The 16342-nt window shown below is 51.0% G+C and carries 15 protein-coding genes and 1 pseudogene; 11 read left to right on the plus strand and 5 right to left on the minus strand.

What is annotated here, in order from left to right; all coding sequences use genetic code 11:
* Positions 1-92: 92 nt before the first annotated feature.
* Positions 93-239: a hypothetical protein gene (locus PVOR_RS30605; protein WP_160163985.1), complete on the minus strand. Its 147-nt coding sequence runs from the start codon at positions 237-239 to the stop codon at positions 93-95.
* A 145-nt stretch (positions 240-384) separates the two neighbouring features.
* Between PVOR_RS30605 and PVOR_RS09480 the strand changes: the two genes are divergently transcribed.
* Positions 385-906, plus strand: coding sequence for a hypothetical protein (locus tag PVOR_RS09480; protein ID WP_006208938.1), 522 nt, complete (start codon positions 385-387; stop codon positions 904-906).
* A gap of 18 nt (positions 907-924) precedes the next feature.
* On the opposite strand, the gene PVOR_RS31575 is transcribed toward PVOR_RS09480, so the two are convergent.
* Entirely contained in the window at positions 925-1047 is a 123-nt protein-coding gene (locus PVOR_RS31575; protein WP_234972821.1) for a hypothetical protein, read from the minus strand.
* Complete coding sequence (locus tag PVOR_RS33165; RefSeq protein WP_234972822.1) at positions 1044-1673, minus strand: nucleotidyltransferase domain-containing protein; 630 nt, start codon at positions 1671-1673, stop codon at positions 1044-1046. The genes PVOR_RS31575 and PVOR_RS33165 overlap by 4 nt, the downstream gene beginning before the upstream one ends.
* Before the next feature lie 206 nt (positions 1674-1879).
* On the opposite strand from PVOR_RS33165, the gene PVOR_RS32495 reads away from it, so the two are divergent.
* Entirely contained in the window at positions 1880-2581 is a 702-nt protein-coding gene (locus PVOR_RS32495) for a 4'-phosphopantetheinyl transferase family protein (RefSeq protein ID WP_006208940.1), read from the plus strand.
* Positions 2582-2653: 72 nt separating this feature from the next.
* On the opposite strand, the gene PVOR_RS09495 is transcribed toward PVOR_RS32495, so the two are convergent.
* Entirely contained in the window at positions 2654-4228 is a 1575-nt protein-coding gene (locus tag PVOR_RS09495; RefSeq protein ID WP_006208941.1) for an FAD-dependent oxidoreductase, read from the minus strand.
* 156 nt (positions 4229-4384) lie between these two features.
* Positions 4385-6667, minus strand: coding sequence for a helix-turn-helix domain-containing protein (locus PVOR_RS09500; protein ID WP_082834391.1), 2283 nt, complete (start codon positions 6665-6667; stop codon positions 4385-4387).
* A 232-nt stretch (positions 6668-6899) separates the two neighbouring features.
* On the opposite strand from PVOR_RS09500, the gene PVOR_RS09505 reads away from it, so the two are divergent.
* The 9 genes and pseudogenes from PVOR_RS09505 (at position 6900) to PVOR_RS31585 (ending at position 16310) form a co-directional block, all read left to right on the plus strand.
* Positions 6900-8429 carry an extracellular solute-binding protein gene (locus PVOR_RS09505; protein ID WP_006208943.1) on the plus strand — a complete coding sequence of 510 codons (1530 nt, stop codon included), beginning with the start codon at positions 6900-6902 and terminating at the stop codon, positions 8427-8429.
* Between the two features lie 218 nt (positions 8430-8647).
* Positions 8648-10186 (plus strand): extracellular solute-binding protein, encoded by a 1539-nt coding sequence (locus PVOR_RS09510; protein ID WP_006208944.1) that lies wholly within the window; start codon positions 8648-8650, stop codon positions 10184-10186.
* 154 nt (positions 10187-10340) lie between these two features.
* Positions 10341-11234, plus strand: coding sequence for an ABC transporter permease (locus tag PVOR_RS09515; protein ID WP_419144502.1), 894 nt, complete (start codon positions 10341-10343; stop codon positions 11232-11234).
* A gap of 21 nt (positions 11235-11255) precedes the next feature.
* A complete protein-coding gene (locus PVOR_RS09520; RefSeq protein ID WP_006208946.1) occupies positions 11256-12134 on the plus strand; it encodes a carbohydrate ABC transporter permease in 879 nt (292 codons plus the stop codon).
* Between the two features lie 20 nt (positions 12135-12154).
* Positions 12155-13582, plus strand: a complete 1428-nt coding sequence (locus tag PVOR_RS09525; protein WP_006208947.1) for a family 43 glycosylhydrolase — start codon at positions 12155-12157, stop codon at positions 13580-13582.
* 15 nt (positions 13583-13597) lie between these two features.
* Positions 13598-14725: a hypothetical protein gene (locus PVOR_RS09530; RefSeq protein ID WP_006208948.1), complete on the plus strand. Its 1128-nt coding sequence runs from the start codon at positions 13598-13600 to the stop codon at positions 14723-14725.
* Between the two features lie 197 nt (positions 14726-14922).
* Positions 14923-15240: a cupin domain-containing protein gene (locus PVOR_RS09535; RefSeq protein ID WP_006208949.1), complete on the plus strand. Its 318-nt coding sequence runs from the start codon at positions 14923-14925 to the stop codon at positions 15238-15240.
* A 60-nt stretch (positions 15241-15300) separates the two neighbouring features.
* Positions 15301-16111: pseudogene (locus tag PVOR_RS09540) on the plus strand (alpha/beta hydrolase).
* Positions 16112-16151: 40 nt separating this feature from the next.
* Positions 16152-16310 (plus strand): hypothetical protein, encoded by a 159-nt coding sequence (locus PVOR_RS31585; RefSeq protein WP_234972823.1) that lies wholly within the window; start codon positions 16152-16154, stop codon positions 16308-16310.
* Positions 16311-16342 lie beyond the last annotated feature (32 nt).

Below are 16342 nucleotides of genomic sequence, written 5' to 3' on the forward strand. Positions count from 1 at the left end.
GTTATCAACGAACGGGGATTTTTTATGTATTAGCCCTCTGGAATAGCACAGATCTTGATGCAGCTTTAGTCCGAAGCAGCCGAAAACAGGTGTCAATTGCTATCCGGGCTACCTAATGAATTCAGGAGCTCCGCCGCGATTAAAGCGAATGCGCCAATTACCAGCAAAACAACAACCATGATAATAACAAATGTCTTACCGTTCATCATATTCACCTCTTGATCGGTCATTTTTTTCATATAAAACCGATTATTTCAAATAATAGTAAATATTTCGTTTACTATCTTTATTTTAATAATGATAGGATTTAGACCGTATCCTGGCAATGGATGAATCATTGCTGCTTCTGTTAATTATACAATACATGAATCCTATTTGAATGGAATGGAAAAATTGAAAAAACCTCTAAAAATCACTCTAATCGTTTCTATCATCTTGAATGTTTTATTGTCTGCTGTATTTCTATATCAATACACACATCATAAAAATAATTATGGAATCGGAGATACCAACTCGTACAGAATATTTATCCACAGGCTTGAGTATTTCAGTCAAACGATGGGTGAGGTCGTAGAAACAAATGGAAAAGTTGAAAATATGAATCTGTTGATTAACGCAGATGAAAGGCTTAACTTATCCATTCATTCGTTTATACGATTTGAGAATTCTATGGCTTCAACCAAGATGAACTCGCATAGCATAGAACTATTTTTATCTTATATCGACGAGGCAATGTTTGAACGGATTCTGATTAATTCTAGCATTTTCAATTTAGAAGATTATGATATTAGCACGTTTGAAGACTTGAAAAACCGAACAGATGAATTGCTCCGTCTTTTGCCTGATGCCTATAATCCTCAAGATCAAAAACGATTCATTGAAACCATAAACGATATCATTCTATAAGGTTTGCGTATCCCTTGTCTATTCCAGCGACTCATAAATTTGAGCGAGCATATCGCTCGCAAACGACATGAGTTCATCCGGTGCGGAATCCGCAGCATTACGGGCACCGCCGCTATATTGAGCTAAAGCGCGCTGAATCAAGGGACGATACTTGGAGGCGAGTGTGTGCAGGCCCCATTCACCGCCTTCTTTTTTTGGAGGACACCACGCCCTCCTTCAGATAGTACAGCACTCGGCACAGGTTCAGCGTAGTAGTACATGGGTGAGTTGGTGATGTCCTGCACCGCGCCTTCCACATCCTGTACAATCGCCTGGATGTAATACTGCCGGTCGATAAGATCAAAGACTTCTCGAACCGGTTTCCCGTACAAAGCAATGCCGCGATGATAGATCACGGTGTAATGAGCGGCCAAGTCAGCGTCCTCGAATCCACCACAAACATATTCGTTGTCGGTCAGGTACCTCTCGCGATGAAAGGCGGAATAGTGGAATTCGAACGGGGGCGGATACACGAAATTCTGCAGGCTGGATTCCAGAACAAGGCTAAGCTCCAATCCCTGCTGATTGGGCATGGTATCGTGTAAATTTATGATGTTCTTGGCAAGCCGTCTCATCTGCTCCCTGGTCAGCTTGTCCCGTACCACGAGCAGCAGATCCACATCGCTGGTGTCCGGGTTGAAACATCCCATTGCCAATGACCCATGCAAATATATGCCGACCAGATTGCCACCAAGCTCCTCTTTAAATAATTCTACAACACGATTCAAAACCAAGGGTGTGTCCAACTTGATGCCCACCTTTAACTTATGTGATATTCATCCATTATGTTTGGAGATTATTTCCTTGTCAATTGGCAGCGTTGGCTGCAGCCGTTACACCAGTAATTGGGGCAGACTGCACCTGGCAAGCAGGGGAATTGTACCTGTGCATCGAAGTGAACAGAGGACTATTTATTTGGTGAAAGGACGGAGTTATGGCTACATTGAATCAGGAACAACCCGGCGCTGTCGAGGTATATGCAATCAAGAATTCGGACCATATCCGTGATGAGACGTTCCGAGCCTTATTCCTGACGTTGTCACCCCAAAGGCAGGACTACGTATCCAAATTCAGAAGGGTGGGCGATTACCACCGCTCAGTGCTTGGAGATGCCATGGTCCACCGGGTTCTTCGGGAGAAGCTGGGGCAAGGTCGAAATCACATAGAAATCATAAGAAATACATATGGCAAGCCGTTCCTGAAGGATTATGAGAACCTGCATTTTAATATCTCGCATTCAGGGCATTGGATTGTGTGTGCCGTCAGCCATGAGCCCGTCGGGATCGACGTGGAGAAGATGAAGGCCATCGATATGGATATCGCCAAGCGCTTTTTCCATAAAACCGAGTTTCACGCACTGTTAAACCGTGAACCGTCGGCGCGGCTTTCTCACTTCTTTGATCTGTGGACGTTAAAAGAAAGTTATATTAAGGCAGTGGGCAAGGGGCTGCACTTGCCGCTGGATTCTTTTGCATTGGAACTGAAGGAGGGCGAGTGGGCACCTGTTGTTGGGGAGAGTGGAGAGACGTATTCTTTTAAACAGTATGCACTGGAAGAAGGCTACAAGCTGTCGGTATGCAGTACCTGCCGGCATTTCCCCGAACGCATCCGGTTAGTAACGGCTGAGGAGTTGTGAATAGTCAGGAAAAAAACCAGCCCGGGGGATGGCCCCTGAGCTGGTTTTTTGGCGTTTCTGTTATGAGTGGGATCAGACCGGGCGCAGTGCCGGCCACGCAAGCTCAATCCCTGCACTGACCAGCCTTTGCTGGAACGTGGCCAGTCTTTCTGCATCGTTTCGCACGTCTGTCGGCAGGATGTCTTGATCCAGACAGTAGCTGATGCAATAACCGGCGGCTTCGCCGATGTTCCATTCAACGGGATGCAATCGGTAACAGCCATTGGTGATATGGGTTACACCGATGTTCTTGCTTGCAGCCAGCACATTCTTCATCCGTTTCGGGATTAAGCTGCCCAGCGGAATCTGGAATGGCAGGGAAGAGATATCGATGTAAGGGCGCTCTCCGGTGCTCGGGTGTAAGTCGATCCGATAACAGCCGATGCCGACCGAATCCTGGAACGTCTCGGCAACACCGTCCGGCCGCGATTCAGTTGCCACATGTTGTTCCAGTACCGTAAACTCGGCTTGAATTCTTCTGGATTCACGGATATAAGGATACATGGCCATTCCGTCTTCCGTACCCACAACATCCGGCCGCAGGCGCAGCCCGGGGTAGCCCTGCCCGCCATCCGGCCGCGGCACCTCGGTTTGCAGCCAATACAGCAGGGACAGGCTCAGCTGCTTGGCCTGATACATACGATGGTCCGCGTCTTCCTTCGGTACATCGATAATGGAGCCCAGCCAATAGTCGTTTTGCGGCCAGTTTACCAGAGAAACCGGGCCTTCAAACGTGCCTTCGGCAAAATGCTTCGGGTCCAGAATTTGCCGGTATTGAAAGAGAGGGAATTTGCCGTGGCCCGAAAAAATCTCATACTCAATCGGCTCATTCGTGGACGGCTTGACGGCGGTCAGGCTTAACAGCTTATCCGGCCAGAAATCGGGCTTGTAATCGCGCCAAAAATCATACAGCTCTGGCTTCTCAATCGTATGGTCCTCGCCCTCCAGATAATCCACGGCAAAACAATACGTGAAGCCCTGCATGTCCTGCGGCAGCGGCTCCCCATCGACGGCATGCGGTTCGCCTGTCTGGGATTTGGACTCCGCTCCGGTAACATATTCGATACCCGCCAGCGGAAGCAGGTCCCCGAGTTCGGTGGCATCCACGAAGTACGGGGCCTGGAGCAGGATTTGATCCTGGGTCTCAAGATGTTGAATGGTTACGCTGTTCACGTGATCCCCGCTAACGTCGGCAGACACCGCCGCATATCGATACAGGATCGTGAGCCGCCCGCTGTGAATATAGGGGGCCAGCATTTGTTGCAGCACAGCTAATGCGGTCCGGGGCTCATGGCACAACCGGCTGACAATGCCGCTGCCGGGGTTTAGCTGTACATTGGATCTTGCTTTGGGAGTCATGGGGAAATGATCGCGATAGTACTGGCGGACGCCTTCGCGGAACTGCCTGTAGCTGCGCGTGCAGCCAAACGATTCAATCCATGGATGCTCGTCGGGCGGAACCGCCTGGCTTGTCAGCTGTCCTCCGATCCAGGCAGTCTCCTCCGTCATGATGACGGTTTTTCCTGATTTCGCAGCGGCGAGCGCGGCAGCAGTTCCACCTGTCCCGCCGCCGAGAATGACGATATCGGCCTGCATTTGTTGTGTCATTACACAGATTCTCCTTTGGGGATGGTTTAGAGTGATTCAGTGATCCACATGATCAGAACAAAAAAAGTGACTATTCTAATTGTAGGTTCTCTACCAAAGGAAAAGTACGGGACACAGGTGACCTTTTTTGGTAATTTGATGCGGTATTGCTGCGGTTTAAGGCACGGCTCTGTACTTGCTGCGATATTGTCCGGGCGTCATTCCCTCCAGCTTGCGGAAGGAGCGGATAAAATTCTGCGAATTGTTGTAACTCAGCTTCTCGGCGATATCCTTAATCGGCATATCCGTTTCGACAAGCCACTTCTTGGACATTTTGAAGCGGTATTGGGACAGGTATTCACTGAAGGACATGTTGGTTTCTTTTTTAAATACACTGCTTAGATAGAAATTGTTGTAGTGCAGGCGTGACGCGCATTCCTCAAGCGTAATATTGCGGTCAAATTCATTGCGGATCATCTCAATCATCTGCTCCGACAGATTCTGATATTGGGAGTCTTGGCGATCCCGGAATACACTCACCATCGGCCGGATAATACGGGATTTGAACCAGCTCTCGATATCGGGGTTAGTATAGAGCCGAAGGAGCTCCTCCACCAGGGAGCTGTCCCGGATATCAAGCTGCTCCAGCATGATCCCGTTCTCTTGCATCACAATCATCAGATCATTCAACAGCCGGATGAGCGAGATTTGGTAATCATGGGGCGTCCGATCCTTGCGAAACACTTCATCAAGCCACTGCTTCAGCAGCTCGATGGCCCGTTCCTCGTCAGCCAGCTTAATGGCATCAATCAGCTCGTTCTCAAGCTGCATCGGATAGAAATAGACCCGCGTATGCTTGCCGGAGTTGAGACTGAAATAGGGAATGATGACGCCGGTGCCGAGCTTGATGCGGTGCTTGAGCGCTTCGAGCCCTTCCTGATACGCGCGTGATGTTTTGGATAAGCTCTCATATGGCAAACTGATGCCGATGCTGACTTCAAGATCCAGGACATGGCGGGTCGTTTTCTGGATCTCTTCAGATAACGTATAGAGATCATTATTGAATTCCTCCAGGGAAATCCCGCCCCGTCCGATCAGTGTAACCTGCGTTAGGTCAATAATGACGGACGGCAGCCGATGGGCGGAGGGGATCATCTCCTCAATAATATTGTTGATGGCAAACAGCAGCAGATCGGAATCCTTGCGTTCATAACGCGTTTCATCCAGCATGTCGATCTGAAGGGTAAACACCGCCAGGTGCTCCCAAGCGGATACTTGCTCCTCGAAGCCGAACAATTCGATTTGTTCCATCACTTCCTGGGGACTGATTTTGCCGAGGAACAGTTTATGGAGGAAAAAGGTGCGCAGCTGCTGGCTGGTCTGCCGCAGCTCGCTGCGGAGCTTGGTGTTCGAATTGAACATATCACGGATATGTTCATCGATGACTTGCAGCTCGCTCTTTTTATTCGCTTGAATTTCCGGCAGGCGCTCTACGATATGTTGGAAGATGCGGCGGATGGGTGTATACATCTTGCGGGTACCTACCCATACCAGCAGAACGCTAAGGCCGATCATCAGCAGGCAGATATACAGCGTAAACCAGCCGATGGAGCGGGACTCCTTGGTAATGGCGGACATTTCGGTGAAGGAGGCATACAGCCAGCCGTTAAAATCGGACCGTACATAGGTAACCGACACCGGCTTGTTATGTATCTTCGTTTCGAATTGCCCCGACTTGCTGTCAAAATGGTTCAGCGCCTCCTTCGCATACCCGTTATCCGTCAGGTACTGACCAAGCTTCGCTTGCTCGGGATGCACGATAATCCGGTAGTCATGGTCCAGTACCATGACCTCACGGGAATCGGAAGGGCTGTCCATCATCGCGGCGAGACTGCAGCTCGGAATGGTGGCAAGTGCGACTCCCCGGGCGATGGAGGCGGAGAGCGGCATTTTCTTAACAAGCGCAATGGTGTAAGGGCAGGCATAACTGAGCGTATCGCTGGAGCCCAGGGATTCCGTATCCAGCATCACCCAGTTGGAATTCCCCTGAAGCTCCATCAGTGTCAAAAGTGTATCTTTGGAAGCGTATTCATTAAATGGGTACATGCCCCGATTGTTGATCAGCCAGTTCGTGGTTGTATTCGCGAGAATGACATCCGTTACTTTAGTTTCAGGAGACTGCAGCAGGCTCATTTCTTCTCTCAGCTTGTTATACAATTGAAAGTCATAGTAGGACAGCGGACGATACAGCGCACTTTGCAGAATGTTGGAATTAATCACGTAATTAAGTGTATAGTCCACCGTCCGCAGCACCTGCTCCAGATTGCTGTTCGTTTGATTCATAATCTGAATATTGCTGCCGTTTACATGGTTTTGCACAGAGGTTGATGATTTCATGAACGAGAAGAAGCCGAGGGCTGCAAGAGGGAGGATGCTGATGACACAGCCGAACAGGACCATTTTAGAATAAAAGCTACTTTTTGGATGCAATAGGTTACACCTTCCCATTTTACAAAGTGTATAATCATTGTATGGGCAACCCTGGTTTCATTCAATAATCATTTCGAAATGAATAATCACTGTATTTGATCATCATGTGCTTATCATGTAAAAAGATGTACATATGGTATGATCATCCCATTCATATGGGAATTGCAAGAAGCATGGTGGGAACGGAGGTAGAACGGAAGTGATGACCCGTCTGTCAAACTATGTATTTCTTACGCTGGCTGTCCTTATTGTCTCTGCTGCTTGCCTCAGCATGGCCAGATCCTCAGGCGAGGATGACGGAAGTACGTCTTCTGGTCGATTAACCAGCATCTCTATTATGGCCAACCTGCACACCGCACAGGTTCCATCCGACTGGATTGAGAAATGGCTTGAGGAACGAACGGGCACTCAGCTGGACATTCAGTGGGTTCCGGACGGCAGCTATGACCAGAAGGTATATGCTTCGCTTGCAACAGGGACGCTGCCGCAGGCGCTGTATTTAAAAAATGCCGCATCCTTGTCCTATTTCAGAGATGAGATTCGGAGCGGGCTCTTCTGGGAGATCGGACCGCTGCTTGCGGACTATCCGAATCTAAAGAACCTGAAACCGGAGGTTCTGAACAATACCTCCATTGACGGTAAACTGTACAGCCTGTATCAGGAGCGCGCTTTAGCCCGTCAAGGCATCATTTACCGTAAGGATTGGGCAGACCGACTCGGGCTTTCGGCACCGGAAACGCTGGATGAGCTGTACGAAATACTGAAAGGGTTTACATACAATGACCCTGACAACAATGGCGTTGATGATACCATGGGTTTGGCGGATCGGAATGATCTGATCTACGGGGCATTCAAGACCATCAGCTCCTATTACGGAACGCCGAATAATTGGGGATGGTACGATGATTCATTGCAGCCCGAGTTTGTGTTCCCGAATTATATGGAGACCATGAAGTTCTTCCGCAAGCTCCATAGTGAAGGACTTATGAACGAGGATTTTCCGATTACCAGTAAAACGGATCAGCAGGAGCTGTTTGTTACGGGAAAAGCCGGCGTATATATCGGAGCGATGGGGGACGTGCTGTCTTTGGAATCCAGGCTTCTTGCCCATGATCCAGCAGCAGAGCTGGATGTGCATAATCGGGTGCTCGGACCGGAAGGGTACGGCATATGGGCCTCGGAGGGATATGGGACGGTGATCTTGTTTCCGAAGTCCGCCATTGCAACGGAGGAGGAATTGAAGAAAATCCTCTCCTTCTATGATGCGTTAATGAGTCCCGAGCTTGCGAATCTGATTTATTGGGGAATCGAAGGAACCCATTACACCGTTCAGAACGGCAAAGCCATGGCGGTGGATGCTTTTGAGCTTAAGGAAAAGGACGTAAAGCCTTACCAGGCCCTGATGGTCGGAGGATTCAGCACCATACCGGGCATGCTGCAGCCGGTTAACGCGAATAAGGTCAAGGATAAGGCAGAGCAGCTGATTTATGATAATGAAAGCTTCCTGATCTATGATCCGACCGGCCCGCTGGAATCTCCGCTGTACAATGAGATCGGAGTCAGATTGAATGAGCATATGCGGGACGCCGCATATCAATTCATGCTCGGCATGATGGATGAGAAGGGATATGAAGCCGAGATTGATCGCTGGCTTGAAGATGGGGGCAGGCAAATTATCGAGGAATATAATGCGTCTTACCGAAGGACGGTTGGGGCGTATCTGCATGAGTAAACCGCTGGGGAGCACGTTCCCTGGCGGTTTTTTTTTGACTTGGCGCGCGAGTGCCATGACAGTGGCAGCACAATCATTAGATTTGATTTAGGTGGTTCCACATATGAGGCGAGCCCGAAATCGCTACATCCAATCTTGGGATTATATACGTAACGGAGCGCCATAATCTAAGCTTTTACTTGCCAGGCCCATTCAAATTTTAATACGGAGGTCAGAAGATGAAGAAGAAAAAAGCCAGTTCCATCCTGGCAATTGTAACCGCTTTATCGGTGTTGGCGGGTTGTGGCGGCGGCAGCTCCGCGCCTGCGGCAACCGGCACTTCCAATGGCAGTGCAGTGCAAGGGGAGAACAAGTGCGAACCGGTAGCCATCTCGATCATGGCCAACCTCCATACCCCTGAAGTTCCCTCCGATATGATTGAGAAGCTGCTGGAAGAGAAAACGGGCACCAAGCTGGAGATTCAGTGGGTACCGGACGGTACATATGACGAAAAGGTTAATGCATCCTTTGCCACAGGAACGCTGCCGCAAGTGACATATCTAAAGAATGCAGCTTCGCTGGTGAATATGCGTGATGCGATCCGCAACGGTCAATTCTGGGAAATCGGCCCGCTGCTGGATCAGTACCCGAACCTCAGTCGGCTGAAACCGGAGGTGTTAAAGAACACGGCGGTGGACGGCAAAATTTATGCACTTTACCGTGAAGTGCCCTTGTCGCGCCAAGGCATCATTTACCGCAAGGATTGGGCCGACAAGCTTGGGCTCAGCGCTCCAACTCATATCGACGAATTCTACAACATGCTGAAGCAGTTCAAGGAGAACGATCCTGACGGCAACGGCAAAGATGATACCATCCCGCTGACGGACCGAAACGATTTGGTCTATGGTGCCTTCAAGACGATAAGCTCCTGGCTCGGTACACCTAACAACTGGGGCGAGAAGGACGGCAAGCTGGCACCCGAATTCATGTTTCCTGAGTATATGGAGACGATGAATTTCTTCAAGAAGCTCCACCAGGAAGGCCTGATTAATCAGGATTTTCCGGTCACCAGCAAAACCGATCAGCAAAATCTGTTCATCACTGGCAAGTCCGGTGTTTACATCGGAGCGATGGGGGATGTATCCAGCCTGCATCCGAAGGTCGTGGAAGTGAACCCGGATGCAGAGCTCGACGTCCAGAATAAAATCGAAGGCGGACCGAACGGCTATGGCATCTGGTCTGTGCCCGGCTATGGCTCGGTTATTCTCTTCCCGAAAACCGCCATTAAAACAGAAGAGGATCTGAACAATGTCCTTACATTTATGGATCAACTGATGAGTCCAGAACTTGGCAACCTGATCTATTGGGGGGTTGAAGGCACGCATCACAAGCTGGAGGACGGCAAGGTCATTCCTTCGGAGGACATCAAGCTGACGGATCGTGAAGTGAAGCCCTATCAAGCGATCCAGGTCGGCGGGCCTTTAACAATCGAAGGATTTTATGAACCGAAGCATATGCTCCCTGTCAAAGCAAAATCCGAAGAGATGATTACGGAGAACAATGATTATCTGATTGAGGACCCGTCGGCCGCGCTCGATTCCAAGACGTTTAACGAAAAAGGCGTACAGCTGCAGGAGATGATTAAGGACGGTACGTATCGCTACATGCTTGGCGATATCGATGAGGCCGGATTTCAGTCCGTCGTAGATAACTGGCTGAAGAGCGGCGGTCAACAAATTATAGATGAATTCAATGTTTCCTACTCATCCTCCAAATAATGAACAGGCCAGCATCCCGAGGAATCGGGGGACTGCGATGCTCTGCAGTCCCCCCGGGGGTTCGGGGCAGAAAGGAAGTCTTTAGATCATGAGCGAAACCGCAGTGAAGGCCGGGATGCGCAAAAGCACCCCCAAAATACCGGAGTCTGGCCGAATGAGAAGAATCATAAAAAACCGGGCGATCTACCTCATGATTCTTCCGGGATTTTTATACTTTCTGATCTTTAAATATATCCCGATGTCGGGATTGATCATAGCTTTCCAGGATTATCAGGCTTATCTTGGCGTTACGGGCAGCCCCTGGGTTGGACTCAAGCATTTCGAACGGCTGTTTACCGAGCCGATGTTCTTCACGATCCTTGGCAACACACTGCTGCTGTTTTTCTTGAACCTGGCGTTCTATTTTCCTGTGCCAATTATTCTAGCCTTGATGCTGAATGAGGTGCGGCGCGAGGTGTTTAAACGTTTTATCCAGACGCTGGTGTACATTCCCCACTTCATGTCTTGGGTCATCATCGTATCCATTTCGTTTGTGATGCTCTCGATGGACCGCGGAATCATTAATGAGTTAATGGTTATGGCCGGATTCGACAAAATCAATTTCCTCATGAGCAGCGATTGGTTCAGGCCAATGTATGTCATGCAGGTCATCTGGCGGGAAGCGGGCTGGGGGACCATCATTTATTTGGCCGCCATGGCCGCGATTGATCCCGGTTTATACGAAGCGTCCCGAATTGACGGGGCAAGCCGTTTTCGGCAAATGTGGCATATTACCCTCCCCTCCATTCGCAGCGTGATCGTTGTACTGTTGATTCTGAAAATCGGGGATGTGCTGGAACTTGGATTCGAACATATTTATCTCCTCTTAAACTCGATGAACCGGGATGTGGCGGAGATATTCGATACGTATGTATATACTGCGGGTCTCAAGCAAGGACAATTCAGCTTCAGTACAGCCGTCGGGTTCTTCAAATCACTGATCGGTCTGATCTTGGTGATGCTGGCCAACAAGCTGGCGAAAAAAGCCGGAGAAGAAGGCATCTATTAAATAACAGAAAGGTGGACCGCTATGGTACAAGATAAAACGATTTCGAGCCGAATCTTCGATATCGTGAACTATACGCTGCTGTCGATCATTGGCCTGGTTACGATTCTGCCTTTCCTTCATGTCATCGCCGGATCCTTCACAACGGTGACGGAGCTGGCGCAGAAGCAGTTTGTCCTGTTTCCGACCGTATGGTCCCTGGATGCCTATAAATATGTATTTTCAACCAATACCGTTTTTCGCTCGCTTGGCGTTTCCGTGGGGGTAACCTTCTTCGGCACCTTGTTCAGCATGCTGTTAACCTGCCTGATGGCATACGGACTGTCGCGGAGGGATCTGGACGGCCGAAACTTCATAATGTTCATGGTATTGTTCACGATGCTCTTCAGCGGCGGTATGATTCCCACGTTCCTCGTTGTGAAGGAGATGGGCCTGATCGATACTTATGCAGCGCTGATTGTCCCGACGGCCATCAACGCCTTCAATCTCATTATCATGCGAAACTTCTTCCAGAACCTGCCTGAGGGATTGGAAGAATCCGCAAAGATCGACGGCGCAGGCGATTGGGGCATTCTGTTCCGGATTGTCATCCCGCTGTCGATGCCGGCCATTGCAACGATATCGCTTTTCTATGCGGTAACCTACTGGAACACCTATATGTCGGCGATTCTGTATCTGAATGATGCGGCCAAATGGCCTGTCCAGGTCATCCTGCGGCAGATTGTCATTCTGGCCAGCGGATTGGCAGCGGACACGTCCGGTATGGACGAATTTGTCCGTCCGCCGGAGCAGACGGTGAAGATGGCGGTCATTGTCATTGCGACGCTGCCGATCCTGTGTGTATATCCGTTTCTGCAGAAGCATTTTGCGAAAGGTGCGCTGCTGGGTTCAATCAAGGGGTAGAGAGGAGCTGTGGATCGCTAATGGAAAAGAGACAGTATGCGCCTGTTATTGCCGGGAATTATGCCGACCCCTCGGTCATCCGGGTAGGCGCGGATTATTATATGACGCATTCATCCTATAAGCTGACGCCCGGGCTTATTATCTGGCATTCGCGCGATTTGCTGAACTGGAGCAGGGTTGGGGCTGCGCTCCCCCGTTATGAGGGGGACGTGTGGGCGCCGGATTTTGTGGAGCATAACGGGGTGTACTATATCTATTATCCGGCGGGGAGAACGAACTGGGTTGTAACGGCGCCCAGTCCGGCAGGGCCATGGAGCAAACCGATCAATCTGGGCATCAAGGGAATTGATCCAGGGCATACGGCAGGACCGGACGGAAAGCGTTATCTGCATATGTCCGGAGGTGATTGTGTAGAGCTGACAGCGGATGGATTAGCGATTGCCGGCGAAATCAGACACGTGTATGACGGCTGGCGATATCCGGATGACTGGGTAGTGGAGGCATACAGTTTGGAAGGACCGAAGATCACCCTTCACGATGACTATTATTATTTGACGGTGGCTGTAGGCGGGACGGCTGGTCCGCCTACAAGCCATATGGCCGTATCGTCAAGATCCAGAACGCCTTCGGGCCCGTGGGAGCATTCTCCGTACAACCCGATAGTTCACACGGAGTCCAGGAGTGAGCCATGGTGGTCCAAAGGACATGTATCATTGATAGATTCTCCGGACGGTCAGTGGTGGATGGTATACCATGCCTATGCCAACGGATTTCATTCGCTTGGCAGGCAGACCCTGCTTGAGCCGGTCGAGTGGACCCCGGACGGGTGGTTTCGTGCTGCGGGAAGCCGTCAAGGGATCGATCATCCGGATGGTGTGGAAGGTGCGATTCCAGCAGATGAGGCAGCGTCGTTTCTTGATACCTTTGACGATTCTGAACTGGGCCTGCACTGGCAATGCGAGGGTGTGGAGCCTGCGGTCCGGTTCCGTTCGGGGAATCATGAGCTGGTTGCTGAAGCGGCAGCGGAGGAAGCCACAGCTTCTCCGCTGCTCTATATGGCGGGCAGTAAGCGTTATTCGGCAGAGGTGGAGGTCGTTGTGGAGGGACCTGCAGAAGGTCGTCTGCTGCTCTATTATAATGATGCGGCATATCTCGGCATGGGAGTCAACGAGTACGGAGTCCGGCATTTCCGGTCCTTCAAGGGATATGGCACGATGCCGAATGATCAGCGCAGGGCATTTTTGCGTTTGGTAAACGATGCGCATATCGTCTCATTCTATTACAGCTTCGATGGGTTGGAATGGGTGCGGTACGACAAGGTGGTGGACGTCTCAGGGTTTCATCACAACACGTTTGGCGGATTTCAGAGCCTTCGCATCGGATTGGATGCCGTTGGTAAAGGCAAGGTAATCTTCCGGAATTTTTCGTATAACGTCCTAAGCAGCTGAAAGGGGGGGCTTTGAATGCAATCCTATTTAGAAGACATTATTGCACGTGGTGACGGGCTGTTTGAAGGTTTCTTCGAGTGGCTTGCGCTTCAGTATGATGAAGTGAGCGGCGGTTTCTATTATGCACGCAGCTCCAGGGAGGGAGAGGCGTTTACGCCCGATATCGAATCGACGGCCCAAGCGCTGAATATCATCGAGTGCTGCGGAGCAGGCAGCTTGCTGAGCGCAGAGAGGAGAGCTCGAATCGTCCGTTTTTTTCAAGCGAAGCAGGACCCGGTAACGGGTTTTTTCTATGATGCTGATCCCCGGATGAGAAGGGACGATGTGATGGTCGGCCGTGCACTCGGTTATAGTCTGGGGGCTCTTGGCAAGCTGGGAGCTGCCCCCTTGCACCCGCTGCCGGGCCATCGCAATATGGCGCCGGAATACTGCGATTCACCGGAGGTTTATGCCGAATGGCTCCGCTCGGTCAGTCTGGTGAACAGCTGGCGCGGCTGCGACAGATTGTGCAATTCTGCTCCGCATCTGATGCAGATGACAGCGGAGCAGCGGCAGCCCTTTTTAAGAGAAGCGCTGTCTTATTTCGCCAGCATGCAGGATCCGGAGACCGGGTTGTGGGGAGAAGGCGCCCCCTACGTCCAAATTTCAGGGACCTTTAAGCTGCTGACCTTCTATAACCGATTCCATGTTCCGCTGCCGCGGACGACAGAGATATACCGATCATTGCGGCATGCCCTGCGAAATGAGAGGGCAGTGGATATGTGTTATATTCGGAATCCGATCAGTCTGCTGTCATCGATGAGAATGGAACTACCAATGAAGGCATTGGCCGAGATCACCGAGATTACCCTGCACAACATGGCACAGCTTAAGCGTGAGGATGGAGGATTCTCCAGAGAGATCGATCACTCCCCGCCAGCTCCGAATGTGGCGCAGGTAAAGCCGGGAGAGTATTATCCCGACATGCCCGCGGCTGTTCCGTTAGGTATGGGTGAGGTGGAAGGGGACATGAATGCCGGAACGCAGGCCATTCTCATTCGTTACTCCCTGCGCGAGCTTGGAGGACTGCCGGAACGACATCTGCCTTATGCGGAAGCCGAGCTGCTGCCTCTTTGGGCAGATGCGAAAAGGATCGGTGAATAATCTGGCGTTCATATAGGAATTCGCGGGACCTGCGGCGAAGAAGTAGACAGGTTCATAAGGAAGCCGCAGGAGTGACGCCTTTTCATGAAGAGCGGGGATGGTGCGGGGACATCGACATCAGCTGTTCTTCTTGTTGTTCCTTGCGGAAGGCAGAAATTGCTTAGAGTTAAGACATGGATTAGCAGAGGAGGAGGAACATGGCGGCCATTGGAGTTTGGGAGCAAGCGGAGCCTGGGGTTACAAGAAAGGTGTTTCAACCGGGAATCGGGCTGATGATGATGGAGGTTCATTTTGAAGAAGGGGCGGAAGGGGCACTGCATGCCCATCCTCATGAGCAGATGAGTTACTGTTTGAAGGGTGCCATTGAATTTAAGATCAACGGAGAGAAGACCCTTGTTCGTCAGGGAGACACCATCGTCATTCCCGGCGGAGCAGAGCACGGGGTGAAAGCCCTTGAGCCATCCGCTCTTTTGGATACGTTTACACCGCTCAGACTGGATTTGCTTGGCACCTGAGGAAGGTGCGAACGGAGGGAAGTGAATCTATTGACAAGGGGGCAGAAAGGAATGGGTATAATGAAGCTTTGGGAAGAGGATATTCCCGGATATGAGTCGGTGGAAGAGAAATTCGCACCGTACATGAAACCTTATCTTTTGGAAAATGATTCGCCTCGCGGAGCCGTGCTTGTGCTGCCGGGCGGTGGTTATGGAGGACGTGCAGACCACGAGGGCGATCCGGTTGCCATGTGGCTGAATTCGATTGGCTTATCGGCCTTTGTGGTTCATTACCGCGTGGCCCCTTACCGCTACCCCCATCCGCTGCTGGATGCTCAGCGAGCGATCCGTCTGGTAAGACATCATGCTGAGGAATGGAACATCGATCCGGACCGCATCGGGATCCTGGGGTTCTACTGCCGGCGGACATCTCGCGGCTACTGCCAGCACTTATTTCGATGAAGGGAACCCGGAGTCGGCAGATGCTGTGGAGCGGCATAGCTCACGGCCGAACGCTTCGATTCTGTGTTACCCGGTTATATCGTTTAAAGATCACTACCATGAGGGCTCCATGTTCAATCTGCTGGGTGAGGAGCCTTCGGAGGACAAGAGGCAGGCGCTGTCTCTGGAGCGGGCGGTGAAACCGGAGACCCCGCCTGCCTTTCTGTGGCATACCGCGGATGATGGGGCGGTTCCGGTCGAGAACAGCCTGATGTATGCCAGGGCACTAAGCGAGCAGCGCATCCCGTTTGAGCTTCATGTCTTCCCGGAGGGGCGCCATGGACTTGGGCTGGCCGAAGCGGACGTCAGTGTCGCGCAATGGACGGGCCTGTGCGAGGGCTGGCTTCGGAAGATTGGATTTTTGTCGCAAGCCGCGATACAACAAGTGTAAGGAAAATAAGGCCGAAAGGGCATGACCTTTAGAACACTTGATGACAAAACAAGCTCATCTGATGAATTCTTCAGATGAGCTTGTTCGTATGACCGAAAGATTAGGATCGGCCTCTGATCTCCTGGCGGAGGAACAGAACATAAGAGATGGCAAAGCAGATCAGGGTGGTCGTGGTCAGCCCGGCACTATGGGGCCCTGATACCCCCGGTAGGCCAGGGATGTACATGAATC

The sequence above is a fragment of the Paenibacillus vortex V453 genome (assembly GCF_000193415.1).
GTDB lineage: Bacteria > Bacillota > Bacilli > Paenibacillales > Paenibacillaceae > Paenibacillus_AQ > Paenibacillus_AQ glucanolyticus.

Excerpts from the sequence above, each read along its gene's own strand:
- PVOR_RS09530 (WP_006208948.1), top strand. The coding sequence starts at position 13,598 with ATGCAATCCTATTTAGAAGACATTATTGCACGTGGTGACGGGCTGTTT.
- PVOR_RS09495 (WP_006208941.1), bottom strand. The coding sequence starts at position 4,228 with ATGACACAACAAATGCAGGCCGATATCGTCATTCTCGGCGGCGGGACA.
- PVOR_RS09505 (WP_006208943.1), top strand. The coding sequence starts at position 6,900 with ATGACCCGTCTGTCAAACTATGTATTTCTTACGCTGGCTGTCCTTATT.
- PVOR_RS09480 (WP_006208938.1), top strand. The coding sequence starts at position 385 with ATGGAAAAATTGAAAAAACCTCTAAAAATCACTCTAATCGTTTCTATC.
- PVOR_RS30605 (WP_160163985.1), bottom strand. The coding sequence starts at position 239 with ATGAAAAAAATGACCGATCAAGAGGTGAATATGATGAACGGTAAGACA.
- PVOR_RS09525 (WP_006208947.1), top strand. The coding sequence starts at position 12,155 with ATGGAAAAGAGACAGTATGCGCCTGTTATTGCCGGGAATTATGCCGAC.
- PVOR_RS09535 (WP_006208949.1), top strand. The coding sequence starts at position 14,923 with ATGGCGGCCATTGGAGTTTGGGAGCAAGCGGAGCCTGGGGTTACAAGA.
- PVOR_RS09515 (WP_419144502.1), top strand. The coding sequence starts at position 10,341 with ATGAGAAGAATCATAAAAAACCGGGCGATCTACCTCATGATTCTTCCG.
- PVOR_RS32495 (WP_006208940.1), top strand. The coding sequence starts at position 1,880 with ATGGCTACATTGAATCAGGAACAACCCGGCGCTGTCGAGGTATATGCA.
- PVOR_RS31585 (WP_234972823.1), top strand. The coding sequence starts at position 16,152 with ATGACAAAACAAGCTCATCTGATGAATTCTTCAGATGAGCTTGTTCGT.
- PVOR_RS09500 (WP_082834391.1), bottom strand. The coding sequence starts at position 6,667 with ATGGTCCTGTTCGGCTGTGTCATCAGCATCCTCCCTCTTGCAGCCCTC.
- PVOR_RS09510 (WP_006208944.1), top strand. The coding sequence starts at position 8,648 with ATGAAGAAGAAAAAAGCCAGTTCCATCCTGGCAATTGTAACCGCTTTA.
- PVOR_RS09520 (WP_006208946.1), top strand. The coding sequence starts at position 11,256 with ATGGTACAAGATAAAACGATTTCGAGCCGAATCTTCGATATCGTGAAC.